Below are 24,436 nucleotides of genomic sequence, written 5' to 3' on the forward strand. Positions count from 1 at the left end.
TGCGATGAAATCACCTGAACAATGGTCCGACCTACGCGCCCGTATGCTATCGGCCAGCGCGATGATCCTGATCGGTCTTTTGGGCATCTGGTTGGGCGGCACCGTCTTTCATCTGCTGGTGGCGCTGATCTGCGGCATGATGGTCTGGGAATTGGTCGGCATGCTGCGCGGGCAGGGGCAGGCGGCGGCTTGGCAATTGGGGCTGGTGACCGCGGCGGCGGTGCTGGCCTCGGTCTATCTGCCGGTGGGCTTTGGCCTGCCGCTTTTGCTGGCCCCGGCGCTGGCGGGCTTTGCACTATTGAGCGCCAATCGCACGCTTTACATGAGTTTTACCGCGCTAATCCTGCTGGCGGGCTTTGGTCTGATCCAGCTGCGCGATGACATGGGTTTTGGCTGGTTGATGTGGCTGGTGCTGGTGGTCGTGGTGACCGATGTGGTGGGCTATTTCGCAGGCCGCGCCATCGGAGGGCCCAAATTCTGGCCCAAGGTCAGCCCCAAAAAAACATGGTCCGGCACCGCCTCGGGCTGGGTTGGGGCGGCTGTTGTCGGGCTGATTTTCTCGTTCAACACCGGCTTTGGCCTGCAACTTGTCGGCATCTCGGTGGCCCTGTCGATGGCCTCTCAGATGGGCGATATGGCGGAGTCGGGCATGAAGCGAAAGATGGGGGTCAAAGACAGCTCCGCGCTGATCCCCGGCCATGGCGGTCTGTTGGACCGTTTTGACGGGATGCTGGGCGCTGCCGTCTTCTTGCTGATCGTCGGGCCGCTGATCGGTTTCCCGCCGGGTGTGAACTGACCCGCTATGCCGCGCAAGATTTCGATACTGGGGGCGACCGGCTCTATAGGTCAGAACACGATTGACCTGATCCGCCGCGCGCCCGACGCCTATGAGGTCGTGGCCCTTACCGGCGCGGGCAATATCGCGCAATTGGCCAAGGATGCCATTGCGCTGAAGGCCGATGTGGCCGTCACCGCCCGCGAAGACCTGCTGGACGATCTGCGCGACGCGCTCAGTGGCAGCGGTGTCGAAGCCGCAGCGGGGGCCGAGGCGATCACCGAGGCCGCATCGCGCCCGGCGGATTGGACCATGTCGGCGATCATCGGGGCGGCGGGGCTGGCACCGGGGCTGGCGGCGCTGCGCCAAGGTGGCACGCTGGCACTGGCCAACAAGGAATCGTTGGTCTGCGCCGGGGCGCTGATCATGGGAGAGGCCGCGCGCCACGGCGCGACGATCCTGCCCGTCGACAGTGAACATTCCGCCGTATTTCAGGCGCTGGTCGGCGAAGACATGGCCGCCGTTGAGCGTGTCATCATCACCGCCAGCGGCGGCGCGTTTCGCGATTGGCCGCTCGAAGACCTTGCCCATGCGACGCTCGACCAAGCCTCAAGCCATCCCAATTGGGACATGGGGCAGCGCATCACCATCGACTCGGCGTCGATGTTTAACAAGGCGATGGAAGTCATTGAGACGCGTGAGTTTTTCGGCGTCTCCCCCGAGGCGATTGAGGTGCTGGTGCATCCGCAGTCGATGATCCATGCGCTGGTGGGCTTTTGCGACGGGGGGCTGATGGCCCATGTCGGCCCCGCGGATATGCGCCATGCCATCGGCTACGCGCTGCACCACCCCGCGCGCGGGCATCTCCCGGTCGAGCGGTTGGACCTGACCAAGATTGGACGTTTCGATTTCACCGCCCCCGATGACGCCCGCTGGCCCGCGCTGCGGCTGGCGCGGGACGTCATGGCAGCGGGCGGTCTGATGGGCGCGGTCTTTAACGCGGCCAAGGAAGTGGCGCTTGACGGTTTCATCGACGGACGGCTGCGCTTCACGCAGATGGCCGAGATCGTCGAAGAGGTGCTGGAGCGCCGCGCCGAAGAGGCCGCGCAGGGCCGCGACGACATGACACTTGAACTGGTGGCGCAGGCGGACCAACTCGCACGCAAGGCGGCAGAGGCCGCAATTCAGAAAAGGGCAGGGTAGTACGTTGGACATCATGGGGTTTTTGCCGGAGTTCGGCGGGCTGATCTGGACGATACTGGCCTTTGTCGTGGCGCTGTCGGTGATCGTGGCGATCCACGAATACGGGCACTACATCGTGGGCCGTTGGACCGGGATCAAGGCGGATGTCTTCAGCCTCGGTTTCGGCCCGGTGCTGTTCTCGCGCGTCGACAAACGCGGCACGCGGTGGCAGTTCGCGCTGCTGCCCTTTGGCGGCTATGTGAAATTCGCAGGCGACTCCAACGCGGCCTCCGGCAAGGATGAGACCGCGATGGAAGCGCTTGCCGACGACCCCGAGGCGCTGCGCCACACGATGCACGGCGCGCCGCTCTATGCCCGCGCGTTGACCGTGGCGGCGGGGCCGGTGTTCAACTTTGCCCTGTCGATCCTCATCTTCTTTGCCGTTGCGATGACCGCCGGAACCGCTCGTGATCCGCTCACCGTCGGGGAATTGCGGGCGTTGCCCAATGACGCCTATGAGTTGGCTCCGGGCGATATTCTGCGCGCGGTCGAAGGCACCCCGGTGCCCTCGCTCTCTGCCGGGGAACGCTATGGCGATTTCCTGACCAATCTGCCGCAGGAAGCGGTGCTGAGCTATGACGTCACCCGCGATGGCGAAGAGCTAACCGTGCCTGGCCCCTATCTTATGCCGCCGCTGGTCAGCAACGTCGCCCCGCAATCGGCGGCGCAAGAAGCCGGTCTGCGCAGCGGCGATGTGATCACCGCGGTGAATGGGCAAGAGATCGTGGCCTTTGGGGAATTGAAAGAGGTGGTCGAAGCCTCCGAAGGGGCACCGCAGGAGTTGACCGTCTGGCGCGATGGCGAGAGCTTGCCTTTCACTCTTGTCCCCAAAGCCACGGATGAGCCGCAGCCCGATGGCAGTTTCAAACAAAACCTGCGCATCGGCATCGTCGGCGGCATGGCCTTCGTGCCTGCGACCGACACCCCCGGCGTGGGTGAGGCGCTCGGCACCGGTTTGGACAACACTTGGCGCATCATCACCGGGTCGATCTCGGGCCTGCGTGAGATGATCGTCGGCAATATCAGCACCTGCAACCTCAGCGGCCCGGTGGGCATCGCCCAGACCTCGGGCGCGATGGCGAGCCAAGGGGCGCAGTCCTTCATCTATTTCATCGCGGTGCTGAGCACGGCGGTCGGTCTGCTGAACCTCTTCCCGATCCCGGCTTTGGACGGCGGGCATCTGGTGTTCTACGCCTATGAGGCGGTGACCGGCAAACCGCCCAGCGATGGCGCGCTGCGCTTTTTGATGAGCATCGGCATCGTCTTGGTGCTGACCCTGATGCTCTTTGCGCTCGGCAACGATCTGTTCTGCCCGTAAGCGGCGCAACGATAGCGAAAGACAGCCCTGCCTTGCCCTTCGGGCAGGGCGCAATGCCTTCAAATGGCCACAATTGAACAAAATCGTGCCGCAATCTCTGGCTATGGTTCCCCTTCATCGAGAAGGAACCGAAAATGCACGTCTTGCAAGGAACATACCGCGGCCTGAGCCTGCTTTTGGACCTGAACTGGGACCGTGCGTTCTTTGGCGCGGCCATCGCGGCGGCGCTCTTCGCAGGGGCCTTTGTCGCCTCTCTCTGACCGCTGCGAGCTCCCGGATCGGGCAGTTTCACACGATCTTGTCCCATCATGTCATTCCGGCCCAACTTGCCGCATGATATGGTATATTTTTCCCGCCGTTGCTTTTGACAAACCCCGTTAACCTGCGTAGTCAGGTTGACAACAATGTCGTAAAAAAACGGGTCGGTGTAATGGGACTGAGGAACGAGGGCAGAATGCCCGTCGAATGGGCGCAGCGCAGCAATGTCGGCAAGACCCTTCGGGGGGCATCGCTTTGTGTCATGTTGTCCGTCGCGTGGCTCGTGCCCGGCAGCCAAGCGCAGGCGCAGCAATATCAGTTCAACACGGTCGTCATCGACGGCAATGAGCGGATTGGCGATAGCGCCATCCTGCGCCGCGCGGGCATCGGGCGCGGGCAGGCGGTGACGGGCGGTCAGTTGAACGACGCCTACCAGAACCTGCAAAACTCGGGTCTGTTCGAATCCGTCTCGCTTGAGCCGCAGGGCGGCACGCTGGTGATCACGGTGGTCGAACTGCCGACGCTGAACCGCGTCAGCTTTGAGGGCAACCGCCGCATCAAGGATGAGATGCTGGCCGAACTCATCGGCTCGACCGAGCGGCGGGTGTTCAACCCCAGCCAAGCCGAGCAAGACGCCGCCGCCATTGCGGAGGCTTATAGCAACGAGGGGCGCCTGTCGGCCCGCGTGCAGCCGCGCATCATCCGCCGCGACCAGAACCGCGTCGATCTGGTGTTCGAGATTTTCGAAGGCGACAATGTCGAGATCGAGCGTCTGAGCTTTGTCGGCAACCGCGTCTATTCCGACCGTCGCCTGCGCCGCGTTCTGGGCACCAAACAGGCCGGTCTGTTCCGCCGTTTGGTCAAGCGCGACACCTATGTCGAAGGCCGCGTCGAGGCCGACAAACAGTTGCTGCGGGATTTCTACCTGTCGCGCGGCTATGTCGACATGCGCACCGAGGCGGTGAATGCCGAGTTGACCGAAGAGCGTGATGGCGTCTTTGTGGCCTATAACATCACCGAGGGGCAGCAGTTCCGTTTCGGCGAGGTGAAGCTGGAATCCGAAGTGCCCGGCCTGAATGCGGCGGCCTATCGCGACCTGCTCAAGATCCGCCCCGGCGTGATCTATTCCCCGACCCTGATCGAGAATGACATCGCCCGGATCGAGCGCCAAGCGATCCGTGATGGTGTCGATTTCCTGCGCGTCGAGCCGGTGATCGACCGCAACGACCGCGATCTGTCGCTTAACGTGACCTACAAACTCTCCCGTGGGGAGCGTATCTTTGTTGAGCGGATCGACATCGAAGGCAACACCACCACGCTCGACCGTGTGATCCGGCGCGAGTTCGACAGCGTGGAGGGTGACCCCTTCAACCCACGCGAAATCCGCCAAGCGGCGGAACGCATCCGCGCGTTGCAGTATTTCGAGACGGCAGAGGTCAACGCCCGCCAAGGCTCCAGCCCAGAGCAGGTCGTGATCGACGTGGATGTGGAGGAACAACCCACAGGCTCGCTGAACTTCGGCGGCTCCTTCTCTAACAATGACGGTTTCGGTGTGGCGGTCAGCTTCCAAGAGGAAAACTTCCTCGGGCGTGGTCAGCGGTTGAACCTGTCGATCTCCACTGCCGAGGATGCGACGCGCTATGGCGTGACCTTCGTCGAGCCGCGCTTCCTTGGGCGTGACGTGGCGCTTGGTCTCAAGCTGGATTACGCGGAGACCAATTCCTCCTACACCAGTTATGACACCGAACGGCTGGTCTTCCAGCCCAGTCTGACCTTCCCTGTCAGCGAGAATGGCCGTCTGTCGACGCGCTATACCCTTGAAGGGATCGAGATGCTGGAGCGGGACGACGAGGACAACAGCGCCACCATTGCGAATGAAATCGCCGAAGGCGCGCTCTTCTCCTCCTCCGTTGGCTATACCTATACCTACGACACCCGCCGCAGCGGGCTGGATCCGACACAGGGCGTTCTGTTCGAGTTCGGACAGGACTTTGCCGGGCTGGGCGGGGACAACGAATATATCAAGACCACGGCCAAAATCGCGGGCGAAAAGCGCATCTTTAACGAGGAAGTCACCCTGCGTGCCACGCTCGAAGGCGGTGCGCTGTCTTGGAACAGCGGCACCAACCGCGCGGTGGACCGCTTCATCCTTGGCCCATCCATCATGCGCGGCTTTGAGCCGGGCGGCATCGGGCCGCGCGACCAGAGCAACGGGGTAGACGACGCGCTTGGCGGTAACCTTTTTGCCGTGGCCCGTTTCGAGGCGGAGTTCCCGCTGGGTCTGCCTGAGGAATATGGCATCACCGGCGGCGTCTTCTATGACGTGGGCAATCTGTGGGACCTGAGCGATGTGGACACCTCCGGTGGCACCATCGTCGGCGAGAGCGGTTCGTTCCGTCATGTGATCGGCTTCTCGGTCTTCTGGGACACGCCGCTTGGCCCGCTTCAGTTCAACGTCTCCGACGCGCTGAAGAAAGAGAGCTTTGACAAAGAGCAAAGCTTTGAGGTCACCCTGCGGACCACGTTCTAAGCCCATGCGCCGCGCCATCATCCCCTTGGTGATGATGCTGGCCGGGGCCGCCCCCGGCCTTGCGCAGCAGGGGCCCTTGGCAGAGCCTCAGACAAACACGCCCGCCCCGGCGCGGGGCGGCGTGATCAGCCCGGTGCTGACCATCGATTCCGAACGCCTGTTCCGCGACAGTGCCTTTGGCCAGCGCGTCAGCCGCGAGATCGAAGCCCAGAGCGAGGAGCTTGCCGCCGAGAACCGCGAGATCGAAGCGGCGCTTGAGGCGGAGGAACGCGAACTCACCGAAAAACGCTCTCAGCTGAAACCGGCGCAGTTCCGGCTTTTGGCCGATGCCTTTGACGAAAAGGTGCAGCGTACAAGGGCAGAGCAGGCGGCAAAGAACCGGGCGTTGAGCGAGGCGCTGGACCTTGAGCGCGAGCGGTTTCTGGCCGCTGCGGCCCCGGTGCTTGAGCAGTTGATGCGCAATTCCGACGCGGCGGTCATTCTGGAGCGGCGTCGGGTCTTTGTCTCGTCCTCCGCGATTGAGGTCACGGATGAGGCGATTGCGCTTTTGGACGAGACGATCGGCAGCGGGCTGACGGACGCCGAGTAAGCGCCGCAGCTGCCGGGATGCTTGCCCCCAGCCGCCCGAATTGGTAGCCCTTCAGCAACCTTCTGAGACAAAGGACAGTCCATGACCGAAGAGCTGCTGCGCGCCGATATCCAAATGATCCAGCGCATCCTGCCGCACCGCTATCCCTTCTTGCTGGTCGACAAGGTCGAAGAGATCGCGGGCACCCAGAGTGCTGTCGGCTACAAGAACGTCACCATGAACGAGCCGCATTTTCAGGGCCATTTCCCCGGCACGCCAATCATGCCGGGCGTCACCATCGTCGAGGCGATGGCCCAGACCGCGGGCGTGATGGTGGGCACGGCCCTTGGCATGCAGGACCGCGACATGCTGATCTATTTCATGTCCATCGACAAATGTAAGTTCCGCCGGAAGGTTGGCCCCGGTGATGTGCTGCGGATGGACCTCAAGACCCTGCGCGGCAAGCCGGGTGCGAAGATCTGGAAGTTCGGCGGCGTGGCCACTGTTGAGGGCGAAATGGCCGCCGAGGCCGAGTTCATGGCGATGTTGGATCTCCCGCAGGACGCGGCATGAGCAATATCCACCCGAGTGCCGTGATCGAAGAGGGCGCGCAGATTGACCCTTCGGCGCGCGTCGGGCCTTTCTGCGTGGTCGGGCCCGAAGTCGTGCTGAAGGCGGATGTGGAATTGAAATCCCATGTCGTCGTCACCGGCCGGACCGAGGTCGGCGCGGGCACGGTGATCTTCTCTTTCGCGGTGATCGGTGAGATTCCGCAGGATCTGAAGTTCAAGGGCGAAGCCAGCCGTCTGGTCATCGGGGAGCGGAACCGTATCCGCGAACATGTCACCATGAACTGCGGCACCGAAGGTGGCGGCGGGGTGACCCGCGTGGGGGATGACGGGCTCTTCATGGCCGGCTGTCACATCGCCCATGACGCTGTTGTTGGCAATCGCGTGATCGTGGTGAACAACGCCGCCGTCGCCGGGCATTGCGTGCTTGAAGATGACGTCATCATCGGCGGGCTGTCGGGCATTCACCAATGGGTACGGATCGGGCAAGGCGCGATCGTCGGCGCGGTGACCATGGTGACGAATGACGTGATCCCCTACGGCCTTGTACAAGCGCCGCGCGGTGATCTCGACGGGCTGAACCTCGTTGGCCTGAAACGCGCGGGCGTGGCGCGCAGCGACATCACGGCGCTCAGGGCCGCGTTCCAGATGCTGGCGCAGGGCGAGGGGACATTCTCGGACCGGGCGCGGCGTTTGGGGGACGAGACGCAAAGCGATTACGTCCGCCAGATCGTCGATTTCGTCATGGCCGACACGGGCCGCCATTTCCTGACGCCGAAATGAGCCTTGCGCTGATCGCCGGGCGCGGCGGCCTGCCCGCGCGGGTGGCGGCGGCGCAGGACGTGCCGCCTTTGGTCTGCGCCTATGAGGGCTGCGCGCCCGATGGGCTGAAGGCCGATTTGACCTTCCGGTTGGAGACTTTGGGCAGCCTGCTTGCGCATCTTCTGGGTCTTGGCATCCGCGAGGTTTGCCTCTGCGGTGCGATTGACCGGCCTACGCTCGATCCTGCCAAGCTCGACATGCGCACGGCGCCCTTGGTGCCGCAGTTCAAAGCCGCCCTTGCGGCGGGCGACAATGGCGCGCTTGAGGTGATCAAGACGATTTTCGAAGATCACGGCCTGCGGGTGGTTGGGGCCGATGAACTGGTCCCGGACCTGCTGGCCGACAGCGGTGTGCTGTCCCGCGAGCGGCCCGATGATCAGATACGCCGGGATGCGGCGCGCGGCACGGCGGTGCTGGACGGGTTGGCCAGCTTGGACATCGGGCAGGCCTGTGTGATCGGGCGCGAACAGGTCTATGGGGTCGAGACCATTGGGGGCACGGATCACCTGCTCGCGACCCTGCCAGAAGCGGTACAGGGCGCGCGCGCAGTGCTCTGCAAAGGCCCGAAAACTGGCCAAATCCGTGAGATCGACCTGCCCACCATCGGCCCCGACACGCTGCGCGCCGCCCATGCGGCGGGGCTGGCGGGCGTGGTGGTCAAGGCGGGCGGCGTGATGTTGCTGGAGCGTGACGCCTGCGTGGCGCTGGCCGATGAACTAGGATTGGTGCTTTGGGTCCGAGAGGGGGACGCGGGATGAAGGTGTTCATTCTGGCAGGCGAGCCTTCGGGCGACCGGTTGGGCGGCGCGCTCATGGCCGGGTTGAAAGAACTCTGCCCCGAGGTGACATTCGACGGCATCGGCGGGCCGCAGATGATGGCTGAGGGGCTGGAAAGCCGGTTCAATATGGACGAGCTCAGCGTTATGGGGCTGGCCGAGATCCTGCCCAAATACCGCGCCCTGATGGCCCGGATCAACGAGACGGCGCAGGCGGTGGTCGAGTTGAGGCCGGATGTGCTCATAACCATCGACAGTCCCGATTTTTCGCTTCGCGTGGCGCGCAAGGTGAAAGAGAAATCCGACATCAGAACAGTGCATTACGTGGCCCCGACCGTCTGGGCATGGCGCCCCGGCAGGGCCGAGAAAATGGCCCGTTCCGTCGATCACGTCCTCGCCCTGTTCCCCTTCGAGCCTCCCTATATGGAAGCGGCGGGCATGGCTTGTGATTTCGTCGGCCACCCGGTGGTGGCCGAGCCCGTGGCCGATGACGCCGCCGCCGCGTCGTTCCGCGCCGAACACCGTCTCGCCGATGCGCCCTTGTTGCTTGCCTTGCCCGGTTCGCGCCGGGGGGAGGTCTCGCGGCTGGCCCCGGTGTTCCAGCAGGTCGTCGCGCGCTTGGTCGAGGCCGAGCCGTCCTTGCGCGTCGTCGTCCCTGCGGCGGCCCCCGTGGCGGCCTTGGTCAAACAGGTCACGCGCAACTGGGCGGGCAGCCCGCTGGTGCTGGACCCGCGCGACCAAAGTGCCGAGGCTTTCACCGCCAGCAAACGCGCCGCCTTCCGCGCGGCGGATGTGGCGCTTGCGGCCTCGGGCACCGTGTCGCTGGAGCTTGCCGCGGTGAACACGCCGATGGTCATCGCTTATGACATGAATTGGATCAGCCGCCAGATCATCGGGCGGATGCTGCGGGTGGATACGGTGACGCTGGTTAACCTTGTCTCGGAAACCCGCGTGGTGCCCGAATTCATCGGCGCGAACTGCCGCCCCGGTCCGATCGCCGAAGGCGTCTTGCAAGTGCTGCGCGCGCCCGGCGCCCAGAAGGACGCCATGGCGCTGACGATGCAGCGTCTGGGGCAGGGGGGTGAGGCACCCGGCCTGCGAGCCGCGCGGGCGGTGCTGGCGCGACTTTAAGGGCTGTCAGCCGCGGTGAATCCAGCCGCCGCCGAAAATGCGCGTGCTTTCAGGATCATAGAAAACACAGGCCTGCCCGGGAGAGACGCCTTCCTCGGCGGTGAGTAGCTCGACCTCGGCCTCCGTCTCGCTGATCGGGCGCAGGATTGCATCGCGCGGTGGACGGGTAGAGCGCACCCGCACGGCGATGTTCCATTCCGCCTGCGAGGTCAGGGGCGCATCGCCCAGCCAGTTGATCTCGCGCACCGGGATCTTGCGAGTGGCGAGCATGGATTTCGGGCCGACGACCACCTCTTTGCGCTCAGGGTCGAGCTTCACGACATAAAGCGGATCGGCCAGACCGCCGATGCCGAGGCCCCGGCGCTGGCCGATGGTGTAATGGATCACGCCCTCGTGGCTGCCGAGCACATTGCCCTCGGTGTCGACGATATTGCCCGGATCAGCGGCCTCGGGGCGCAGCTTGCGGATCACCGCGGCGTAGTCGCCGTTCGGGACAAAGCAGATGTCTTGGCTGTCAGGCTTATCGGCGACCTCCAACCCGTATTTCGCGGCGAGCTTGCGGGTGTCGTCCTTGCTCGGCAGATGGCCCAGCGGGAAGCGCAGGTAGGACAGCTGCTCTTCGGTGGTGGAGAAGAGGAAATAGCTCTGGTCGCGGTTGCCATCGGCGGCGGCATGCAGCTCCGGCCCGTTCTCGCCCATCTTGCGCTGGATATAGTGACCGGTGGCCATGCAGTCCGCCTCGAGGTCCTTGGCGGTTTCCAGCAGGTCCTTGAACTTCACCCGCTCGTTGCAGCGGATGCAGGGCACCGGCGTCGCACCGCCGAGGTAGCTGTCGGCAAACTCGTCGATCACGGCGTCCTTGAAGACGTTCTCATAGTCCAGCACGTAATGCGGGAAGCCCATCTCCTCGGCCACGCGGCGGGCATCCTGAATGTCGACCCCTGCGCAGCAAGCGCCTTTCTTGGCCAGCGCCGCGCCGTGATCGTAAAGCTGCAGGGTCACGCCCACAACATCATAGCCCTCGTCCTTGAGCATGGCCGCGACGACAGAACTGTCCACGCCGCCCGACATCGCCACGACGACGCGCGTATCGGCAGGCGCTTTGGCAAAGCCAAGCGAATTGAGCGGCGGGGTCTGATCAAGGGCCATGGGTCTCTCCGGAGTTTGTGCGCGAATATAGGAAAATCCTACCTAGTCACAAGGGCGGGCTTCACGCCGCGTTAAGGCAGGTGGGGGTTATTGGACGCCAAAACAATGGCGGATGATGCGATGTACCTGAAAAAAGTCGATGGGCCACGGTCTGTTACCCTCGCTGACGGGAGCGTGATGTCCCGCGCCGATTTGCCAAGCGCCGATACCCGCCGATGGGTTGCCTCGCGCAAGGCGGCGGTGGTGCGGGGGGTGGTCTATGGGCTGATCACCCAATCCGAAGCGCTGGAGCGTTATGGTATCAGTGATGAGGAATTTATGGAGTGGTTACATGCGGTTACCGAACATGGGGAGGCGGCGCTGAAAGCCACGGCCTTGAAAAAATATAGACAACTTTAAGTTGTTAATCTATCCTGTCGAGTATCGGTAACGGGTAGTTAACCTTTTTTGCTCAGGGTGAGCCCATCGTCCAAGATGAGCCGGAGTAACCGAAATGCGTGTATTGTTAGTTGAAGACGACCCAACGACCTCTCGCAGTATCGAACTGATGCTGACCCATGCGAATCTCAACGTCTACGCCACCGACCTGGGCGAAGAGGGAATCGATCTGGCCAAGCTTTACGATTATGATTTGATCCTGCTCGACCTCGATCTGCCGGATATGAACGGTCATGACGTGCTGCGCCAGTTGCGGCTCGCCCGGATTGAGACGCCGATCCTGATCCTGTCGGGATCCGACGATACGGAGAATAAGCTGCGGGGATTCGGTTTCGGCGCCGACGATTATTTGACGAAACCCTTTCATCGGGAGGAATTGGTCGCCCGGATTCATGCCATCATTCGGCGGTCCAAGGGGCATTCGCAATCCATCATCAAGACGGGCCAAGTGGCGGTGAACCTTGATGCCAAGACCGTCAGCGTGAACGATGCCCCCGTGCATCTGACCGGCAAGGAATATCAGATGCTCGAACTCCTGAGTCTGCGGAAGGGCACGACCCTGACCAAGGAAATGTTTCTCAACCACCTCTATGGCGGCATGGATGAGCCTGAGTTGAAGATCATCGATGTATTCATTTGCAAACTTCGCAAAAAGCTGAGCCAAGCCACCGGCGGGGAGAGCTATATCGAGACGGTCTGGGGCCGCGGCTATGTGCTGCGCGATCCTGACCCGGTCGAGATGGATTTGGCCGCCAGCGCCTGATCCCCCTCGGCTCGGGCTCGAAATCATTCGCCCTGAAATCGCTAGACCTGCCCCTGATCGCCACCTATCTAAGCGACAGATGACAATATCGGGGGCAGATCGTGACATCCCAGATCGAGGTTGAAGCGCTGACCAAAGCGCAGGCAGAGACGGAATTGGCCCGGCTGGCCGAGGTGTTGAGCGCGGCGAACAGCGCCTATCATACGGAAGATGCGCCGGAAATTTCCGATGCGGAATATGACGCGCTCAAACGCCGCAATGCCGAGATCGAAGCGCGTTTCCCTGACCTAAAGCGCGCCGATAGCCCCTCCGAACAGGTCGGCGCGCCGGTCGCCGAAGGTTTTGGGAAGATACGCCATGCGGTGCCGATGCTCTCGCTCGCCAATGCTTTCGATGCCGAGGAAGTCACCGAATTCGACACGCGGATTCGCAAATACCTCGGCCTCGGCGCCGATGCGCCGCTGGCCTATACGGCCGAGCCCAAGATCGACGGGCTGTCGCTTTCTCTGCGCTACGAAAACGGCGTGCTGGTCCAGGCCGCCACCCGCGGCGATGGCGCTGTGGGCGAGAATGTCACCGCGAACGCCCGCACGATCCAAGACATCCCGCAAGAGCTCAAGAACGCGCCCGATCTGCTGGAGGTGCGCGGCGAGGTCTATATGAGCCACGCCGATTTCGCGGCCCTGAACGCGCGGCAGGCGGAAAGGGGCGGCAAGACTTTCGCCAACCCGCGCAATGCCGCCGCCGGATCGCTGCGCCAATTAGACCCCGAAATCACCCGCGCGCGGCCCCTGCGGTTCTTCGCCTATGCTTGGGGCGCGCTTTCGGCGCCCTTGGCCGACACCCAAAAAGGCGCCATTGACCGTTTGGCGGAACTGGGGTTCTCGACCAACCCTTTGACCGCGCTTTGCGAGGGGCCGGGCGATATGGTCGCCCATTATGAGACGATCGAGGCGCAGCGCGCCACGCTTGGCTATGATATCGACGGCGTGGTCTACAAGGTCGATGACCTTGCCCTGCAGGACCGGCTCGGCTTTCGCTCGACCACCCCGCGTTGGGCCGTGGCCCATAAATTTGCCGCCGAACTGGCATGGACCCGGCTTGAAAGCATCGACATTCAGGTCGGGCGCACCGGCGCATTGTCCCCCGTGGCGCGGTTGCAGCCGGTGACGGTGGGCGGTGTCGTCGTCTCCAACGCCACGCTGCACAATGAGGATTACATCAAAGGGCTCGACAGCAAGGGCGCCGAAATCCGCGGTGGCAAGGATGTGCGCGTCGGTGACTGGGTGCAGATTTACCGCGCGGGCGATGTGATCCCCAAAGTGGCCGATGTTGACCTGTCGAAACGCCCCGAGGATGCGGCGCCTTTCGTCTTTCCGACCGCCTGCCCGGAATGCGGATCGGATGCGATCCGCGAGCCGGGCGATGCGGTGCGGCGCTGCACGGGCGGGCTGATCTGCCCGGCCCAAGCCGTTGAAAAGCTGATCCATTTTGTGAGCCGCAAAGCCTTTGACATTGATGGCTTGGGGGCCAAACAGGTCGAACAGTTCTACCACGACGGCTGGATTGCAGAGCCTGCGGATATCTTCACCCTGAAAGAGCGTTACGGCAGCGGCGTGCAGCAGTTGAAGAACCGCGAAGGCTGGGGGCCGAAATCGGCCGAAAATCTGTTCCAAGCCATTGAAGATCGGCGTGAAATTCCCATGGCGCGGCTGATCTTTGCCCTCGGCATTCGCCATGTGGGCGAGGCGGCGTCGAACCTGATCGCGCTCCACTACGGCGATTGGCAGAGTTTCGAGGCCGCCATGGCCGAGGCCCGCGGGCTGGACGGCCCGGCGTGGGACGATCTGATCGGCGTCGATGGGGTGGGCAGCGTCATGGCAGGCTCGCTCGTGTCGGCCTTCGCGCAGGAGGCGGAGCGCGCCTCCATCGTCCGGTTGGTGGCCCATCTGACCGTGATTCCTGCCGAGCGGCCCGACACCGAAGGCAGCCCCGTGGCGGGCAAAACGGTCGTCTTCACCGGCACCTTGGAGAAGATGAGCCGTGCCGAGGCCAAGGCCCGGGCGGAGCGTTTGGGGGCCAAGGTTTCGGGCTCGGTCAGCGGCAAGACCGACATTCTGGTCGCGGGGCCGGGGGCGGGGTCCAAGGCCAAAAAGGCCGCCGAACTGGGGATCGAGACCTTGGATGAAGACGGCTGGCTGGCCCTGATCGACGGCCAATGAGCGGCAGACCGGAACAGCTTTTCCCGCTTTTCGCCGGGCTGGAAACGCTCGAAGGGGTGGGGCCTAAGACCGCGCAGGTGCTGGGGCAATTGGGCATCCAAGCGCCGCGCGATCTGATTTTTACCCTGCCGCATTCCGGCATCGACCGCCGTCTGCGCGACAGTGTGAAGGACGCGCATCTGCCCGCGACATTGACCGTCGCGGTCACCATCGGTGCGCATCGCCCGGCCCGCAACAAGGGCGGCGCCTATCGCATCATGGTCGAGGACGCGCAGACCAGTTTTCAACTGGTCTATTTCCACGCGCGGGGCGATTACTGGCAGCGCCAATTGCCCGAAGGCAGCCGCCGCAACGTCTCGGGCCGGGTGGAATTTTTCGACGGGATGGCGCAGATGGTCCACCCCGATTTCGCGGTGCCGGAGGATCAGGCCAGCAGCATTCCCGATTTTGAGCCAGTTTATCCGCTGACCTCCGGGTTGACGCAAAAGCTGATGTACAAGGCCACCCGCGGCGCGTTGAAACGGCTGCCCGTGGTCGCCGAATGGGCCGATCCGGGGCAGGTGGCGCAGGCCGGCTGGCCCGATTTCGCTGCCGCCGCAGAGGCCGCCCATGATCCGCGGAAGGCCGAGGATCTGACCGCCACCGCGCCCGCGCGCGAGCGGTTGGCCTATGACGAGCTTTTCGCCCATCAGGTGACCTTGGCGCTGGCGCGACAGAATGAACGGCGCAAGATGGGGCGGGCAAATCGGGGCGACGGGCGGCTGCAACAAAGGGTCCTGTCCTCCTTGCCCTATCGCCCCACAGGCGCGCAGCAGCGCGCGATCGAAGAGATCACCGCCGACATGGGCCGCGAGACCCGGATGAACCGGCTGTTGCAGGGCGATGTGGGGGCGGGCAAGACGCTGGTGGCTTTCATGGCGCTCTTGCGCGCGGTTGAGGCGGGGGGACAAGCGGTGCTGATGGCGCCGACGGAAATCCTTGCCCGTCAGCACCTTATGGGGCTTCAACCGCTGGCGGAGCAGGCGGGCGTTGTGCTGGAACTGCTCACCGGGCGCGACAAGGGGGGCGAGCGTCGGGCCAAGCTCGCGGCGCTGGAACGCGGCGATATCCAGATCCTCGTCGGCACCCACGCGGTCTTTCAGGCGGATGTCAGCTTTGCCGATCTGCGCCTCGCCGTGGTTGACGAACAGCACCGTTTCGGCGTGCGGCAGCGACTGGAACTGGGCCGTAAGGGGAAGCTTGCCGATGTGCTCGTGATGACCGCCACGCCGATCCCGCGCAGTCTGGCGCTGGCGCAATACGGCGATATGGATGTTTCGATTTTGGATGAAAAGCCCCCAGGGCGACAGCCCATTCGCACCGCGCTCGTCTCGACCGCACGGATGGATGAGGTCATCGACCGGATGCGCCATGCAATCAGCGAGGGGCGGCAATGCTACTGGGTGTGTCCGCTGGTCGAGGAAAGCGAAGTCAGTGATCTCACGGCGGCGGAGGACCGGTTTAAACGTCTGCGCGCCGCTCTGGGCGAGGGCGTCGTCGGGCTGGTCCACGGCCAGATGCCGCCCGCCGAGAAGGACGCCGCCATGCGCGCCTTCCAATCGGGGGAGACCAAGGTGCTGGTGGCCACGACAGTGATCGAAGTGGGTGTCGACGTGCCCAATGCAACAATCATGGTGGTGGAACGGGCAGAAATTTTCGGCCTCGCGCAGCTGCACCAGTTGCGGGGTCGCGTCGGGCGGGGCTCAGGCGCCTCGACCTGCCTTTTGATGTATCAAGCGCCGCTGAGTGAGACGGGCCGCCAGCGGCTTGAGGTGCTGCGCGAATCCGAGGACGGGTTTGTCATCGCCGAAACCGACCTGAAGATGCGCGGCACGGGGGATCTGATTGGCACGGCGCAGTCCGGCGTGCCGCGTTTCCGCGTGGCGGATTTGGAGCGGCAGGCGGGCCTGATGGCGGTGGCGCAATCGGATGCCCGCAAGCTTTTGGCCGATGACCCCAGCCTCGAAGGGCCACGCGGCAAGGCTGTGAGACTGCTTTTGTGGCTCATGCGGCAGGATGAGGCGATCCGTTTAATAACAGTGGGTTAGAGATCAGAACATCATTATGTTCGCGAATGTTCTCAAAAAGTTCTTTACTTGCGGGTGGAGAGATGAGAACAAAGGAGCAACACAGATAAGGAGGTACTGATGATGACTTACACTGCCCTAAAATCTATCGCCGTCAGATCACAGGCCACATTGCTGCAAGATGCAGCAGGGGCCGCCGCTTTGATCGTGATGCTGGTGGTGGGTCTGCATCTGCCCGCCTTTATCTGAGTTCTGCCAAGGCTCTCATGCCGTTTTGCCGCTGCATCCGTCCCAATTTGATGCTCCGACTTGCCTGTCCGCGTCGGGTTTCGGCAAAGTGGGTCCCACATGAGGCACGCCGACTGACGCCGCCATCCTTCGCAGGATGTGCGGCGTTTTTTTAGTTTTTCAGTGGGGAAAGCGGGCTGAGGTTGGCCGCGTTCAGCGTTCGCCCGCTTCGGCAGGTGCTTCGGCCTCTTGCATCGCTTCCGTCAATGCTTCGATGCTGAGCATGATGGAGGCATGGCGGTTTTTATAGGCCGTGGCGGGGGTCAGCACTTCGAAACCGTCGAAAGGGGCATCCGGCACCGGGCCTTCGCCTTTAAGCATGGCACGCAGTTGATCGCGTGCAGTTGTGATCTGCGCGAGCGATCTGCCGGGGGCGGCATCGCCCACCACGGCGGCGGCGGCTTGCCCCAGAGCGCAGGCTTTCACGTCCTGCTTCATCTCGGCCAGATGCCCATCCTCAACCCGCACATCGACCGTCACGGTGGAGCCGCAGAGCGGTGAGCGGCGTTTCACACTTGCCTGCGGGGCCTCCATGCGGCCCAAGTGGGGGATCTCGGCCGCGAGCGCGAGAATGCGCGCGGAGTAGAGCTTGATGAGGTCCGTCTCATCCGACATGGGCTGTTCCTTTTCGTGCTGAAACCCTACATAAGCGCCGCAGAGACAGATGCAAATATTTCCACGAGGTGCCCGATGACATTTGATCCTGCAAACCTTCAGTTTAACGAAGCGGGGTTGATCCCGGCCATCGCGCAGGACGCCGAGACCCATGAGGTGCTCATGCTGGCGTGGATGAATGCTGAGAGCATCGCGCGCAGCCTCGAGACCGGCAAGGTCACCTATTGGAGCCGTTCGCGGCAGGCGTTCTGGGTGAAGGGCGAAACCAGCGGCAATGTGCAAAAGCTGGTCGAGATGCGCGTCGATTGTGACCGGGACTGCCTGTTGGTGATGGTGGATCAGACCGGGCCGGCCTGTCATACCGGGCGGCGGAGCTGCTTTTACACGGGCATTCAGGACGGTGAAGAGGTCGAACTGATGAAGCCGATGGATTAAGACCGTGCGCTAAAGCCCGACGGTTTCACGAATTTCGTCGGGCGTGGCGCCGTTCTCGCGATAGAGCGCGATGGCGCGGGCGTCATCACGTTTGGCCAGTCGTTTGCCGCTGTCATCGCGGATCAGGCGGTGGTGGTGATAGAGCGGCGTCGGCAGATCGAGCAATGCCTGTAGCACCACATGAATGTAGGTCGCCTCAAACAGATCGGCCCCGCGCGGGACCAGCGTCACCCCCTGCGCGGCGTCGTCGAGCACGACCGAAAGGTGATAGGACGTGCCCATGTCGCGGCGGGCCAAGACCACATCCCCGACCGTGTCGATCAACTGATCGGGGGAAAGGGTGATCTTTCCGGTTTCGGCATTCGGGCCCTGGCCGTTTTCGGTGAAGCTTAGCTTGGTATTGCCAAGGGTTTCCAGTGCCTTACGCATATCAAGGCGCAGCGCGCCGGAGCTCTTGGGGTGGCCTGCCGTGCGGCAGGTGCCGGGGTAGATGAGGCCATCGGGGCCGTAGACGGGTTCTGCTCCCTCTTGCGGCGCGCTGGTGGCAGCGGCAATGTCGCGGCGGTTGCAGGTGCAGGCATAGAGCAGACCGCGCGACCAGAGGGCATCTAGGGCGGCTTGATAGGCCGCCATTCGATCCGATTGCCGCATGACGGGTTGCGGCCAGTCGATGCCCAGCCATGCGAGGTCTTCGTAGATCTGCGCCTCCCAATGCGCACGCGCGCGGGATTGGTCTATGTCTTCGATCCGCAGCAGAAAATCGCCCCCTGCCGCCGTTGCCAGATCATGGGCCAAGAGTGCGGAATAGGCGTGGCCGAGGTGCAGTGGACCGGTCGGGGATGGCGCGAATCTGGTGGTGAGAGTCAATTCTTTTCAATCAGATATACGGTAGACTTCATGTCGATCCCGGGCAGGTGCGGCCCTTCCTCGGCAAAGAGAAGGATCGCCGCGCCGCAATCGGTCCATTCGTGGATCATGCCCAAAGCACCGCGATCTTCCAGCGCCTTTTCATTTAGTGAAAATAGGAGCTTACCGCCCTTTTCTAACCCATGCATGAGCGTATCGAAGAGGGTGATCGGAGCCGCACCGGGGCCGATCACACCGATGGCGCTGATCGCTGCATAAGTTCCGGGCGCAAAGGGAAGCGGCGCGTCAACTTCGAGTTCTAATAGGTTGCGGTAAATGCCTTTTTTGCGCGCTTGCTCCAGCATGGCAGCGGATACATCACCGCCGTCGATGGTGCTGAAACCCGCCTGTTTCAGCGCCGCGCCGGACAGCCCGGTGCCGCAGCCGATGTCGAAGATCGGCTGCTCTTTGTCGTCGAGGAATTCTGCGAGCGTGGCAGCGGCGCGGTCGGGCGTGGCATAGCCTTGCGCCTTGATGTCCTCGTCATAGCTGCTTGCCCATTCGTCATAGAGGCTGCGGATCACATTGGTGTCCCGCGCCGCATAGGCCTTGTCGAAAAAATGCTGTGTCATGCCCCTAGGATATGGGGGATGGGCGGGAGGATCCAGTGTTAACCCCTGTGGCGTTAACCTTGATTAAGCCATGTTTGCCAATCGGCCTTCGCGCGGTCGGTATAGGCTTTGTAGCGGTCCTTGCGGCCACGGCGGCCCGATTTCAGCCCTTCGACCGGGGGGAAGAGGCCGAAGTTCACGTTCATCGGTTGGAAGGTTTTTGCCTCGGCCCCGCCGGTGATATGGGTGATCAGCGCGCCCATGGCGGTGCTGTCGGGCGGGGTGGGCAGGCTGCCGCCCTTGATTTCAGCGGCGGCCATGCGGCCCGCCAGCAGGCCCATGGCGGCGCTTTCCACATAGCCTTCGACACCGGTGATCTGACCCGCAAAGCGAATATTGTCGCGGCTGCGCAGGCGCATCTGGTCGTCGAGCAGTGTCGGCGAGTTGATGAAGGAGTTCCGGTGGATGCCGCCCAAACGGGCGAAGCGCGCGTTTTCCAGCCCCGGAATGCGTTTGAAAACATCTGTTTGCGCGCCGTACTTCATCTTGGTCTGGAAGCCGACGATATTGTACAGCGTGCCCAGTTTATTGTCGCGGCGCAATTGCACCACGGCATGGGCCTTGACCTTGGGCTGGTGCGGATTGGTCAGCCCCACGGGTTTCATCGGGCCGTGGCGCAGGGTTTCGCGGCCCCGTTCGGCCATCACTTCGATGGGCAGGCAGCCGTCAAAATAGCCTGCGGTTTCGCCCTCGCGGAACTCGGTCTTTTCGGCGGCCAAAAGCGCGTCGATGAAATCCTCGTATTGCTCCTTGTCCATCGGGCAGTTGAGGTAGGCGGTGCGCTCTTCCTCGGTCTCGCCCTTGTCATAGCGCGACTGCATCCAAGCTTTGGACATGTCGATGCTGTCGAAATAGACGATCGGCGCGATGGCGTCGAAAAAGGCCAGCGCCTCGGCGCCGGTTTCAGCCGCGATGGCTTCGGCGAGCTTGCCCGAGGTCAGCGGACCGGTCGCGATGATCCATTTGCCGTCGCGCGGCAGTTCGGTGATCTCGCCATATTCGACGGTGATGTTGGGGTGGGCGAGCAGCGTGTCTGTCACGCTCTGCGCGAAGGGGTCGCGGTCCACCGCCAATGCGCCGCCTGCGGGCAGGCGGTTTTTGTCGGCGCAGGCCATGATCAGCCCGTTGGCGGCACGCATTTCCCAATGCAGCAGGCCGACGGCGTTCTGTTCGTCATCATCCGAGCGGAAGGAGTTGGAGCACACCATCTCGCCCAGAAGCCCGGTTTGGTGGGCGAAGGTTTCGACCTTGGGCCGCATCTCGTGGATCACGACCTTCACGCCCGCGTTCGCCGCTTGCCAAGCCGCCTCTGATCCGGCCATGCCGCCGCCGATGATGTGCAATGTATCTGTCATGGGGGCGATGTAGGGCAGGGCAGCGCCGCACGCAACAGGCAAGAAGGGGCGATGAGGCTGCGGGAGAGGAATGGTTTTGGGGTCGCCGCGGCGGGAATGGTCGGTCAGTGAGAGGCTGACCCGGAGGGACCTTCCGCCTGTGGCGACCCAAAATCATCAGGGTTTCTATGCCCTAACATAACTATGCCGTGATTTCGCCAGATTTGCCAGCCCCAGCGTGGCAACAAAGGCTGGCGGTTTTGGAAACAATCATTGGGGCCAATCGGGTCGGCGTTTTTCCAAGAAGGCGTCGATGCCCTCGCGTGTTTCTGCCTCGAGCATGTTGCGGACCATGACCTCGCCCGTGAAGGCGTAGGCTTGTTCGCTGGCCATCTGCATTTGTTGGTAGAAGGCGCCTTTGCCATGGGCGACGGCGGTGCCGAGTTTGGCGGCGATCTTCTCGGCCAGTGCCTCGGTTTCTTGGGTCAGTTGGTCCCCCGGCACGGCGCGGTTGATCAGGCCCAGTTCAGCAGCGCGAGGGGCAGAGATGAACTCACCGGTGGTGAGCATCTCAAACGCCTGTTTGCGCGGGATGTTGCGGGTCAGGGCGACCATGGGGGTCGAACAGAAAAGGCCGATGTTCACGCCGTTGACGCCAAAGCGGCAGTCATCCGCGGCGATGGCCAGATCGCAGGTGGCGACCAATTGGCAGCCCGCTGCGGTGGCGATGCCATGCACTTGGGCGATGACGGGCTGCGGCAGGCTTTGGATGCGGGCCATCAGGGCGGCGCAGCGGTCGAAAAGGTCTTTGAAGCCCGCCGCTCCCCCGTCTTCGGCTTGGCGCATGGCGGTCATTTGGCGCAGGTCGTGGCCCGCGCAGAAGGCTTTGCCGGCGCCGGAAAGGACGATGACCCGCGTGGCGCGGTCTTGGGCCAATTGGTCGAAGCGCGCGTGCAGGGCGGCCAGCATTTCGTCCGACAGGGCGTTCAGCCGTTCGGGGGCGTTCATGCGCAGGTGGGTCACCGGCCCGCGTGCCGTAACGTCAAGAATTGCCACCTTGCCCTCCCCGGTTGATCACGCCAACGTTACGCCGAGGACAGCAGGGAGGACAAGTATGGCCGTGGTGATGGATGCGGAGGCGTTGGAGGCCTTCATGCGGGAGGTGTTCGATCAGGTGGCGGATGATTTCGCCGTGGATCATGTGGCCGAGAACGAGATCACCATGCGCCTGTTGACCAGCCGTCGCCATCTGCGGCCCGGAGGGACTGTTTCCGGCCCGTCGATGTTCGCGCTGGCGGATGTCTCGGCCTATCTGGTGACGCTGGCGATGATCGGGCCCAAGGCGCTGGCGGTGACGACGAATTGCTCGATTGATTTCATGCGCAAACCGCTGGCGGATGTGCCGCTGGTGGCCCATGCCAAGCTGCTGAAGCTGGGGCGGCAGCTGTCGGTGACGGATGTGTTGATCTATTCCGAAGGGTCGGACAGGCCGGTCGCGCGGGCCGGGCTGACCTATGCGATTCCGCCAGCGTCGATGGGGTGAGGGGCAGAGTTTAGGGCCAGCGCCTGACCGTGGGGTGGCGATTGCGACGCCGGTCCATGCCACTTTATGGCGCAGCCGTGATGCGCCTTCTCGCAAATGCGCCCAGCCTCACCAAATCGCCAGCCCGCCGGGGCGGGCAGGCGATGGCCCGGCGCCTGCGGCTTGAGACCGGGCCGAGGAATTCTCAAAGGCCACAAAAAAGGGCCGGGAAAACCCGGCCCGAGGAAGAGGTCTGGCAGTCGCCACAGGGAAGCTACGCCTGCCAGAACACGCGGGAAGCCTCGGCCGAGGCTTGTTCCGGTGTAAGTCCCGCATCTTCAAGCTCCCACGGTTCAAGCGCGGCAAGCGCGATCCGGGTGCGTCGGCGGGCCGCCCATGTGGTCACGACCGCCGCAAAGCGCAGCGCAATCACCGCAGGGACCGGCAGGGCGCGGTATGTCGTCAATGTCATTGCATCAGCGGTAAGGGGGCGTGCCTGTGTCATGGGGGAACTCCTTGAAATTGTATCGGCAAAATTGTATTGACACAAAGTGTAGAATGTCTACAGATACAACGGTACAAAGCGCGATACAATTTGACCACAGGAATATTGTAATGGGTACAATTTGGCAGCCGACACTGGCCGAGGGGCAGGGGCCGAAGTACAAGCTCGTCGCGCTGACCATCCGGCAGGGGATCAACTCCGGCGCTCTGGCGGTGGGGGATAAGCTGCCGCCGGTGCGGGAACTGGCGTGGCAATTGGGGATTACCCCCGGCACCGTGGCGCGGGCCTATACCATCCTCACCGATGAGGGTCTGCTAGAGGCCGAGGTGGGCCGTGGCACCTTTGTCGCCCCGCCGCAGGCGGCCATCCGCGAAGATGTCTGGAATCGCGAACAAGATAGTTGGATCAAGGAGTTGGAGGTTGCCGATACGGATGCGGTCAGCCTCTTCAGCCCGCGCCTGCCGGACATGGGGCAGGTGGCGCTGATCCGCAGCGCCCTGCGGCAGGTGGCGGATGTGCCAGGCGAGGACCTGATGAACTATCCCACCCGCGACGCCTATGCCCCGGTGCGGCAAGCGGTGGTCGACTGGCTGTCGCATCTCGCCCTCGGGCCGCTGAGCGAGCGTGACGTCGTGCTGTCGCATGGCGGGCAGAGCGGGATTGTATTGGTACTGCAAGCGATCCTCTCGGGGCCGAAGCCGGTGATGCTGGTCGAAGACCTCTCCTACGCCGGGTTTCGCCGCGCGGCAGAGGTGTTGCGCGCCGAGGTGGTTGGGGTGGCGATGGACGCAGAGGGCGTGCTGCCAGAGGCGCTGGACAAGGCCGCGCGCGACAGCGGGGCGCAGGTCTTTTGCACGACGCCGGAGGTGCATAACCCCACGGGCAGCCACACCAGCCTTGAACGGCGGCGTGCGCTGTTGGAAGTCGCCAAACGGCATGGGTTGGAGATTTTGGAGGATGATTGCTACCGCATGGGCCTCGCCCGCGCGCCGAGCTATCGCTCGCTCTGGCCCGAGCATGTCTGGCATGTCTCTTCGATTTCAAAGGAATTGACGCCTGCCTTGCGGGTGGGGTTTGCACTGGCGCCCGCAGGCCGCGCGGCGGACCTGCGGCGGGTTGCGGAATATGGCTATTTCGGCCTCGCGCGTCCCTTGGCCGAAGCCACGCGGATTCTCCTGACGGACCCACGGCTCAAGACGATCTGCGCGGATATTCGCGAAAGACTGGCGGAATATGTCGAAGTGGCGGTGAATCATCTGGGCGGCCACGATTTGGAATGGTCGCGCGATGTGCCCTTCCTCTGGTTGCAACTGCCGCCGGGGTGGCGGGCCGCCGGGTTCTGCCGCGCGGCAGAGGCGCAGGGCGTGCAGATCCGCTCGGCCGATGAATTCGCCCTGCGCGATGGCCGCGCACCCCATGCGGTGCGCATTGCGGTGAACGCCCATGTCTCCCTGCGCTCTTTCGAGGCAGCGATGCAGCGGCTGCGCTGCCTTCTGGACAATCCACCGGAGCAGATCAGCGTGTAGAAATATGGGGTATTATTATACCTAAATCATAACACATTGTTTTCGAAAATAAAATCAGGTATTGATGC

The 24,436-nt window shown here is 63.2% G+C and carries 25 protein-coding genes; 18 read left to right on the plus strand and 7 right to left on the minus strand.

From position 1 onward, the window contains the following. Positions 1-4: 4 nt before the first annotated feature. The 10 genes from ACGYK2_RS00255 to lpxB all read left to right on the plus strand — a co-directional run bounded on the left by ACGYK2_RS00255 (position 5) and on the right by lpxB (position 9,988). A complete protein-coding gene (locus ACGYK2_RS00255) occupies positions 5-796 on the plus strand; it encodes a phosphatidate cytidylyltransferase (RefSeq protein ID WP_067261564.1) in 792 nt (263 codons plus the stop codon). 6 nt (positions 797-802) lie between these two features. Next, positions 803-1,978 carry a 1-deoxy-D-xylulose-5-phosphate reductoisomerase gene (gene dxr, locus ACGYK2_RS00260; protein WP_271687461.1) on the plus strand — a complete coding sequence of 392 codons (1,176 nt, stop codon included), beginning with the start codon at positions 803-805 and terminating at the stop codon, positions 1,976-1,978. A gap of 13 nt (positions 1,979-1,991) precedes the next feature. Beyond that, on the plus strand, positions 1,992-3,335 hold the full coding sequence (gene rseP, locus ACGYK2_RS00265) for an RIP metalloprotease RseP (RefSeq protein ID WP_394374208.1): 1,344 nt from the start codon (positions 1,992-1,994) through the stop codon (positions 3,333-3,335). Between the two features lie 134 nt (positions 3,336-3,469). Then, positions 3,470-3,595 (plus strand): hypothetical protein, encoded by a 126-nt coding sequence (locus ACGYK2_RS00270; RefSeq protein WP_271687458.1) that lies wholly within the window; start codon positions 3,470-3,472, stop codon positions 3,593-3,595. A 194-nt stretch (positions 3,596-3,789) separates the two neighbouring features. Beyond that, entirely contained in the window at positions 3,790-6,123 is a 2,334-nt protein-coding gene (gene bamA, locus ACGYK2_RS00275) for an outer membrane protein assembly factor BamA (protein ID WP_271687457.1), read from the plus strand. 4 nt (positions 6,124-6,127) lie between these two features. After that, the gene (locus tag ACGYK2_RS00280; protein ID WP_271687456.1) at positions 6,128-6,712 is read left to right on the plus strand and encodes an OmpH family outer membrane protein; all 585 of its coding nucleotides are present in this window, start codon (positions 6,128-6,130) and stop codon (positions 6,710-6,712) included. An 81-nt stretch (positions 6,713-6,793) separates the two neighbouring features. Next, complete coding sequence (gene fabZ, locus ACGYK2_RS00285; RefSeq protein ID WP_271687454.1) at positions 6,794-7,264, plus strand: 3-hydroxyacyl-ACP dehydratase FabZ; 471 nt, start codon at positions 6,794-6,796, stop codon at positions 7,262-7,264. Then, positions 7,261-8,043, plus strand: a complete 783-nt coding sequence (gene lpxA / locus ACGYK2_RS00290) for an acyl-ACP--UDP-N-acetylglucosamine O-acyltransferase (protein ID WP_271687453.1) — start codon at positions 7,261-7,263, stop codon at positions 8,041-8,043. Before fabZ ends, lpxA begins: the two co-directional genes overlap by 4 nt. Further along, complete coding sequence (locus ACGYK2_RS00295; RefSeq protein WP_271687452.1) at positions 8,040-8,840, plus strand: LpxI family protein; 801 nt, start codon at positions 8,040-8,042, stop codon at positions 8,838-8,840. The genes lpxA and ACGYK2_RS00295 overlap by 4 nt, the downstream gene beginning before the upstream one ends. Next, entirely contained in the window at positions 8,837-9,988 is a 1,152-nt protein-coding gene (lpxB, locus tag ACGYK2_RS00300) for a lipid-A-disaccharide synthase (RefSeq protein ID WP_271687451.1), read from the plus strand. Before ACGYK2_RS00295 ends, lpxB begins: the two co-directional genes overlap by 4 nt. 6 nt (positions 9,989-9,994) lie before the next feature. On the opposite strand, the gene mnmA is transcribed toward lpxB, so the two are convergent. Beyond that, positions 9,995-11,137, minus strand: coding sequence for a tRNA 2-thiouridine(34) synthase MnmA (gene mnmA / locus ACGYK2_RS00305; protein WP_067266051.1), 1,143 nt, complete (start codon positions 11,135-11,137; stop codon positions 9,995-9,997). 120 nt (positions 11,138-11,257) lie between these two features. On the opposite strand from mnmA, the gene ACGYK2_RS00310 reads away from it, so the two are divergent. The 5 genes from ACGYK2_RS00310 to ACGYK2_RS00330 all read left to right on the plus strand — a co-directional run bounded on the left by ACGYK2_RS00310 (position 11,258) and on the right by ACGYK2_RS00330 (position 16,875). Then, positions 11,258-11,536 carry a DUF1153 domain-containing protein gene (locus ACGYK2_RS00310; RefSeq protein WP_067266163.1) on the plus strand — a complete coding sequence of 93 codons (279 nt, stop codon included), beginning with the start codon at positions 11,258-11,260 and terminating at the stop codon, positions 11,534-11,536. 94 nt (positions 11,537-11,630) lie between these two features. Further along, the gene (ctrA, locus tag ACGYK2_RS00315) at positions 11,631-12,338 is read left to right on the plus strand and encodes a response regulator transcription factor CtrA (RefSeq protein WP_271687449.1); all 708 of its coding nucleotides are present in this window, start codon (positions 11,631-11,633) and stop codon (positions 12,336-12,338) included. A 101-nt stretch (positions 12,339-12,439) separates the two neighbouring features. Beyond that, positions 12,440-14,560 (plus strand): NAD-dependent DNA ligase LigA, encoded by a 2,121-nt coding sequence (gene ligA, locus ACGYK2_RS00320; protein WP_271687448.1) that lies wholly within the window; start codon positions 12,440-12,442, stop codon positions 14,558-14,560. Further along, complete coding sequence (gene recG / locus ACGYK2_RS00325) at positions 14,557-16,647, plus strand: ATP-dependent DNA helicase RecG (RefSeq protein ID WP_271687446.1); 2,091 nt, start codon at positions 14,557-14,559, stop codon at positions 16,645-16,647. Before ligA ends, recG begins: the two co-directional genes overlap by 4 nt. A 99-nt stretch (positions 16,648-16,746) precedes the next feature. Continuing rightward, complete coding sequence (locus ACGYK2_RS00330; RefSeq protein ID WP_269451604.1) at positions 16,747-16,875, plus strand: hypothetical protein; 129 nt, start codon at positions 16,747-16,749, stop codon at positions 16,873-16,875. A gap of 192 nt (positions 16,876-17,067) precedes the next feature. Here the strand turns inward: ACGYK2_RS00330 and ACGYK2_RS00335 are convergent, their stop codons facing one another. Beyond that, positions 17,068-17,529: an iron-sulfur cluster assembly scaffold protein gene (locus tag ACGYK2_RS00335; RefSeq protein ID WP_271687444.1), complete on the minus strand. Its 462-nt coding sequence runs from the start codon at positions 17,527-17,529 to the stop codon at positions 17,068-17,070. 75 nt (positions 17,530-17,604) lie between these two features. Between ACGYK2_RS00335 and hisI the strand changes: the two genes are divergently transcribed. Continuing rightward, positions 17,605-17,964: a phosphoribosyl-AMP cyclohydrolase gene (gene hisI / locus ACGYK2_RS00340; RefSeq protein WP_271687442.1), complete on the plus strand. Its 360-nt coding sequence runs from the start codon at positions 17,605-17,607 to the stop codon at positions 17,962-17,964. Positions 17,965-17,973: 9 nt separating this feature from the next. On the opposite strand, the gene gluQRS is transcribed toward hisI, so the two are convergent. The 4 genes from gluQRS to ACGYK2_RS00360 all read right to left on the minus strand — a co-directional run bounded on the left by gluQRS (position 17,974) and on the right by ACGYK2_RS00360 (position 21,871). After that, positions 17,974-18,831, minus strand: coding sequence for a tRNA glutamyl-Q(34) synthetase GluQRS (gene gluQRS, locus ACGYK2_RS00345; RefSeq protein WP_271687440.1), 858 nt, complete (start codon positions 18,829-18,831; stop codon positions 17,974-17,976). Continuing rightward, positions 18,828-19,442 carry a class I SAM-dependent methyltransferase gene (locus ACGYK2_RS00350; protein WP_271687438.1) on the minus strand — a complete coding sequence of 205 codons (615 nt, stop codon included), beginning with the start codon at positions 19,440-19,442 and terminating at the stop codon, positions 18,828-18,830. Before ACGYK2_RS00350 ends, gluQRS begins: the two co-directional genes overlap by 4 nt. Positions 19,443-19,495: 53 nt before the next feature. After that, positions 19,496-20,836: a methylenetetrahydrofolate--tRNA-(uracil(54)-C(5))-methyltransferase (FADH(2)-oxidizing) TrmFO gene (gene trmFO, locus ACGYK2_RS00355; RefSeq protein WP_271687437.1), complete on the minus strand. Its 1,341-nt coding sequence runs from the start codon at positions 20,834-20,836 to the stop codon at positions 19,496-19,498. A gap of 249 nt (positions 20,837-21,085) precedes the next feature. Beyond that, a complete protein-coding gene (locus ACGYK2_RS00360; RefSeq protein WP_271687436.1) occupies positions 21,086-21,871 on the minus strand; it encodes an enoyl-CoA hydratase in 786 nt (261 codons plus the stop codon). Between the two features lie 58 nt (positions 21,872-21,929). Between ACGYK2_RS00360 and ACGYK2_RS00365 the strand changes: the two genes are divergently transcribed. Beyond that, the gene (locus ACGYK2_RS00365) at positions 21,930-22,358 is read left to right on the plus strand and encodes a PaaI family thioesterase (RefSeq protein ID WP_271687434.1); all 429 of its coding nucleotides are present in this window, start codon (positions 21,930-21,932) and stop codon (positions 22,356-22,358) included. Positions 22,359-22,611: 253 nt separating this feature from the next. On the opposite strand, the gene ACGYK2_RS00370 is transcribed toward ACGYK2_RS00365, so the two are convergent. Then, on the minus strand, positions 22,612-22,842 hold the full coding sequence (locus ACGYK2_RS00370; protein ID WP_271687433.1) for a DUF1127 domain-containing protein: 231 nt from the start codon (positions 22,840-22,842) through the stop codon (positions 22,612-22,614). Positions 22,843-22,952: 110 nt separating this feature from the next. On the opposite strand from ACGYK2_RS00370, the gene ACGYK2_RS00375 reads away from it, so the two are divergent. Next, the gene (locus ACGYK2_RS00375; RefSeq protein WP_271687431.1) at positions 22,953-24,368 is read left to right on the plus strand and encodes a PLP-dependent aminotransferase family protein; all 1,416 of its coding nucleotides are present in this window, start codon (positions 22,953-22,955) and stop codon (positions 24,366-24,368) included. Positions 24,369-24,436 lie beyond the last annotated feature (68 nt).

It is taken from the genome of Sulfitobacter sp. 1A10359 (assembly GCF_043558145.1).
Classification (GTDB): domain Bacteria; phylum Pseudomonadota; class Alphaproteobacteria; order Rhodobacterales; family Rhodobacteraceae; genus Sulfitobacter; species Sulfitobacter faviae.

Excerpts from the sequence above, each read along its gene's own strand:
- ACGYK2_RS00370 (WP_271687433.1), bottom strand. The coding sequence starts at position 22,842 with ATGACACAGGCACGCCCCCTTACCGCTGATGCAATGACATTGACGACA.
- ACGYK2_RS00350 (WP_271687438.1), bottom strand. The coding sequence starts at position 19,442 with ATGACACAGCATTTTTTCGACAAGGCCTATGCGGCGCGGGACACCAAT.
- fabZ (WP_271687454.1), top strand. The coding sequence starts at position 6,794 with ATGACCGAAGAGCTGCTGCGCGCCGATATCCAAATGATCCAGCGCATC.
- bamA (WP_271687457.1), top strand. The coding sequence starts at position 3,790 with ATGCCCGTCGAATGGGCGCAGCGCAGCAATGTCGGCAAGACCCTTCGG.
- lpxA (WP_271687453.1), top strand. The coding sequence starts at position 7,261 with ATGAGCAATATCCACCCGAGTGCCGTGATCGAAGAGGGCGCGCAGATT.
- dxr (WP_271687461.1), top strand. The coding sequence starts at position 803 with ATGCCGCGCAAGATTTCGATACTGGGGGCGACCGGCTCTATAGGTCAG.
- ACGYK2_RS00335 (WP_271687444.1), bottom strand. The coding sequence starts at position 17,529 with ATGTCGGATGAGACGGACCTCATCAAGCTCTACTCCGCGCGCATTCTC.
- ctrA (WP_271687449.1), top strand. The coding sequence starts at position 11,631 with ATGCGTGTATTGTTAGTTGAAGACGACCCAACGACCTCTCGCAGTATC.
- ACGYK2_RS00270 (WP_271687458.1), top strand. The coding sequence starts at position 3,470 with ATGCACGTCTTGCAAGGAACATACCGCGGCCTGAGCCTGCTTTTGGAC.
- ACGYK2_RS00365 (WP_271687434.1), top strand. The coding sequence starts at position 21,930 with ATGGCCGTGGTGATGGATGCGGAGGCGTTGGAGGCCTTCATGCGGGAG.
- ACGYK2_RS00310 (WP_067266163.1), top strand. The coding sequence starts at position 11,258 with ATGTACCTGAAAAAAGTCGATGGGCCACGGTCTGTTACCCTCGCTGAC.
- trmFO (WP_271687437.1), bottom strand. The coding sequence starts at position 20,836 with ATGACAGATACATTGCACATCATCGGCGGCGGCATGGCCGGATCAGAG.
- ACGYK2_RS00330 (WP_269451604.1), top strand. The coding sequence starts at position 16,747 with ATGATGACTTACACTGCCCTAAAATCTATCGCCGTCAGATCACAGGCC.
- lpxB (WP_271687451.1), top strand. The coding sequence starts at position 8,837 with ATGAAGGTGTTCATTCTGGCAGGCGAGCCTTCGGGCGACCGGTTGGGC.
- hisI (WP_271687442.1), top strand. The coding sequence starts at position 17,605 with ATGACATTTGATCCTGCAAACCTTCAGTTTAACGAAGCGGGGTTGATC.
- ACGYK2_RS00375 (WP_271687431.1), top strand. The coding sequence starts at position 22,953 with ATGGGTACAATTTGGCAGCCGACACTGGCCGAGGGGCAGGGGCCGAAG.
- ACGYK2_RS00280 (WP_271687456.1), top strand. The coding sequence starts at position 6,128 with ATGCGCCGCGCCATCATCCCCTTGGTGATGATGCTGGCCGGGGCCGCC.
- ACGYK2_RS00295 (WP_271687452.1), top strand. The coding sequence starts at position 8,040 with ATGAGCCTTGCGCTGATCGCCGGGCGCGGCGGCCTGCCCGCGCGGGTG.
- ACGYK2_RS00255 (WP_067261564.1), top strand. The coding sequence starts at position 5 with ATGAAATCACCTGAACAATGGTCCGACCTACGCGCCCGTATGCTATCG.
- rseP (WP_394374208.1), top strand. The coding sequence starts at position 1,992 with ATGGGGTTTTTGCCGGAGTTCGGCGGGCTGATCTGGACGATACTGGCC.
- mnmA (WP_067266051.1), bottom strand. The coding sequence starts at position 11,137 with ATGGCCCTTGATCAGACCCCGCCGCTCAATTCGCTTGGCTTTGCCAAA.
- recG (WP_271687446.1), top strand. The coding sequence starts at position 14,557 with ATGAGCGGCAGACCGGAACAGCTTTTCCCGCTTTTCGCCGGGCTGGAA.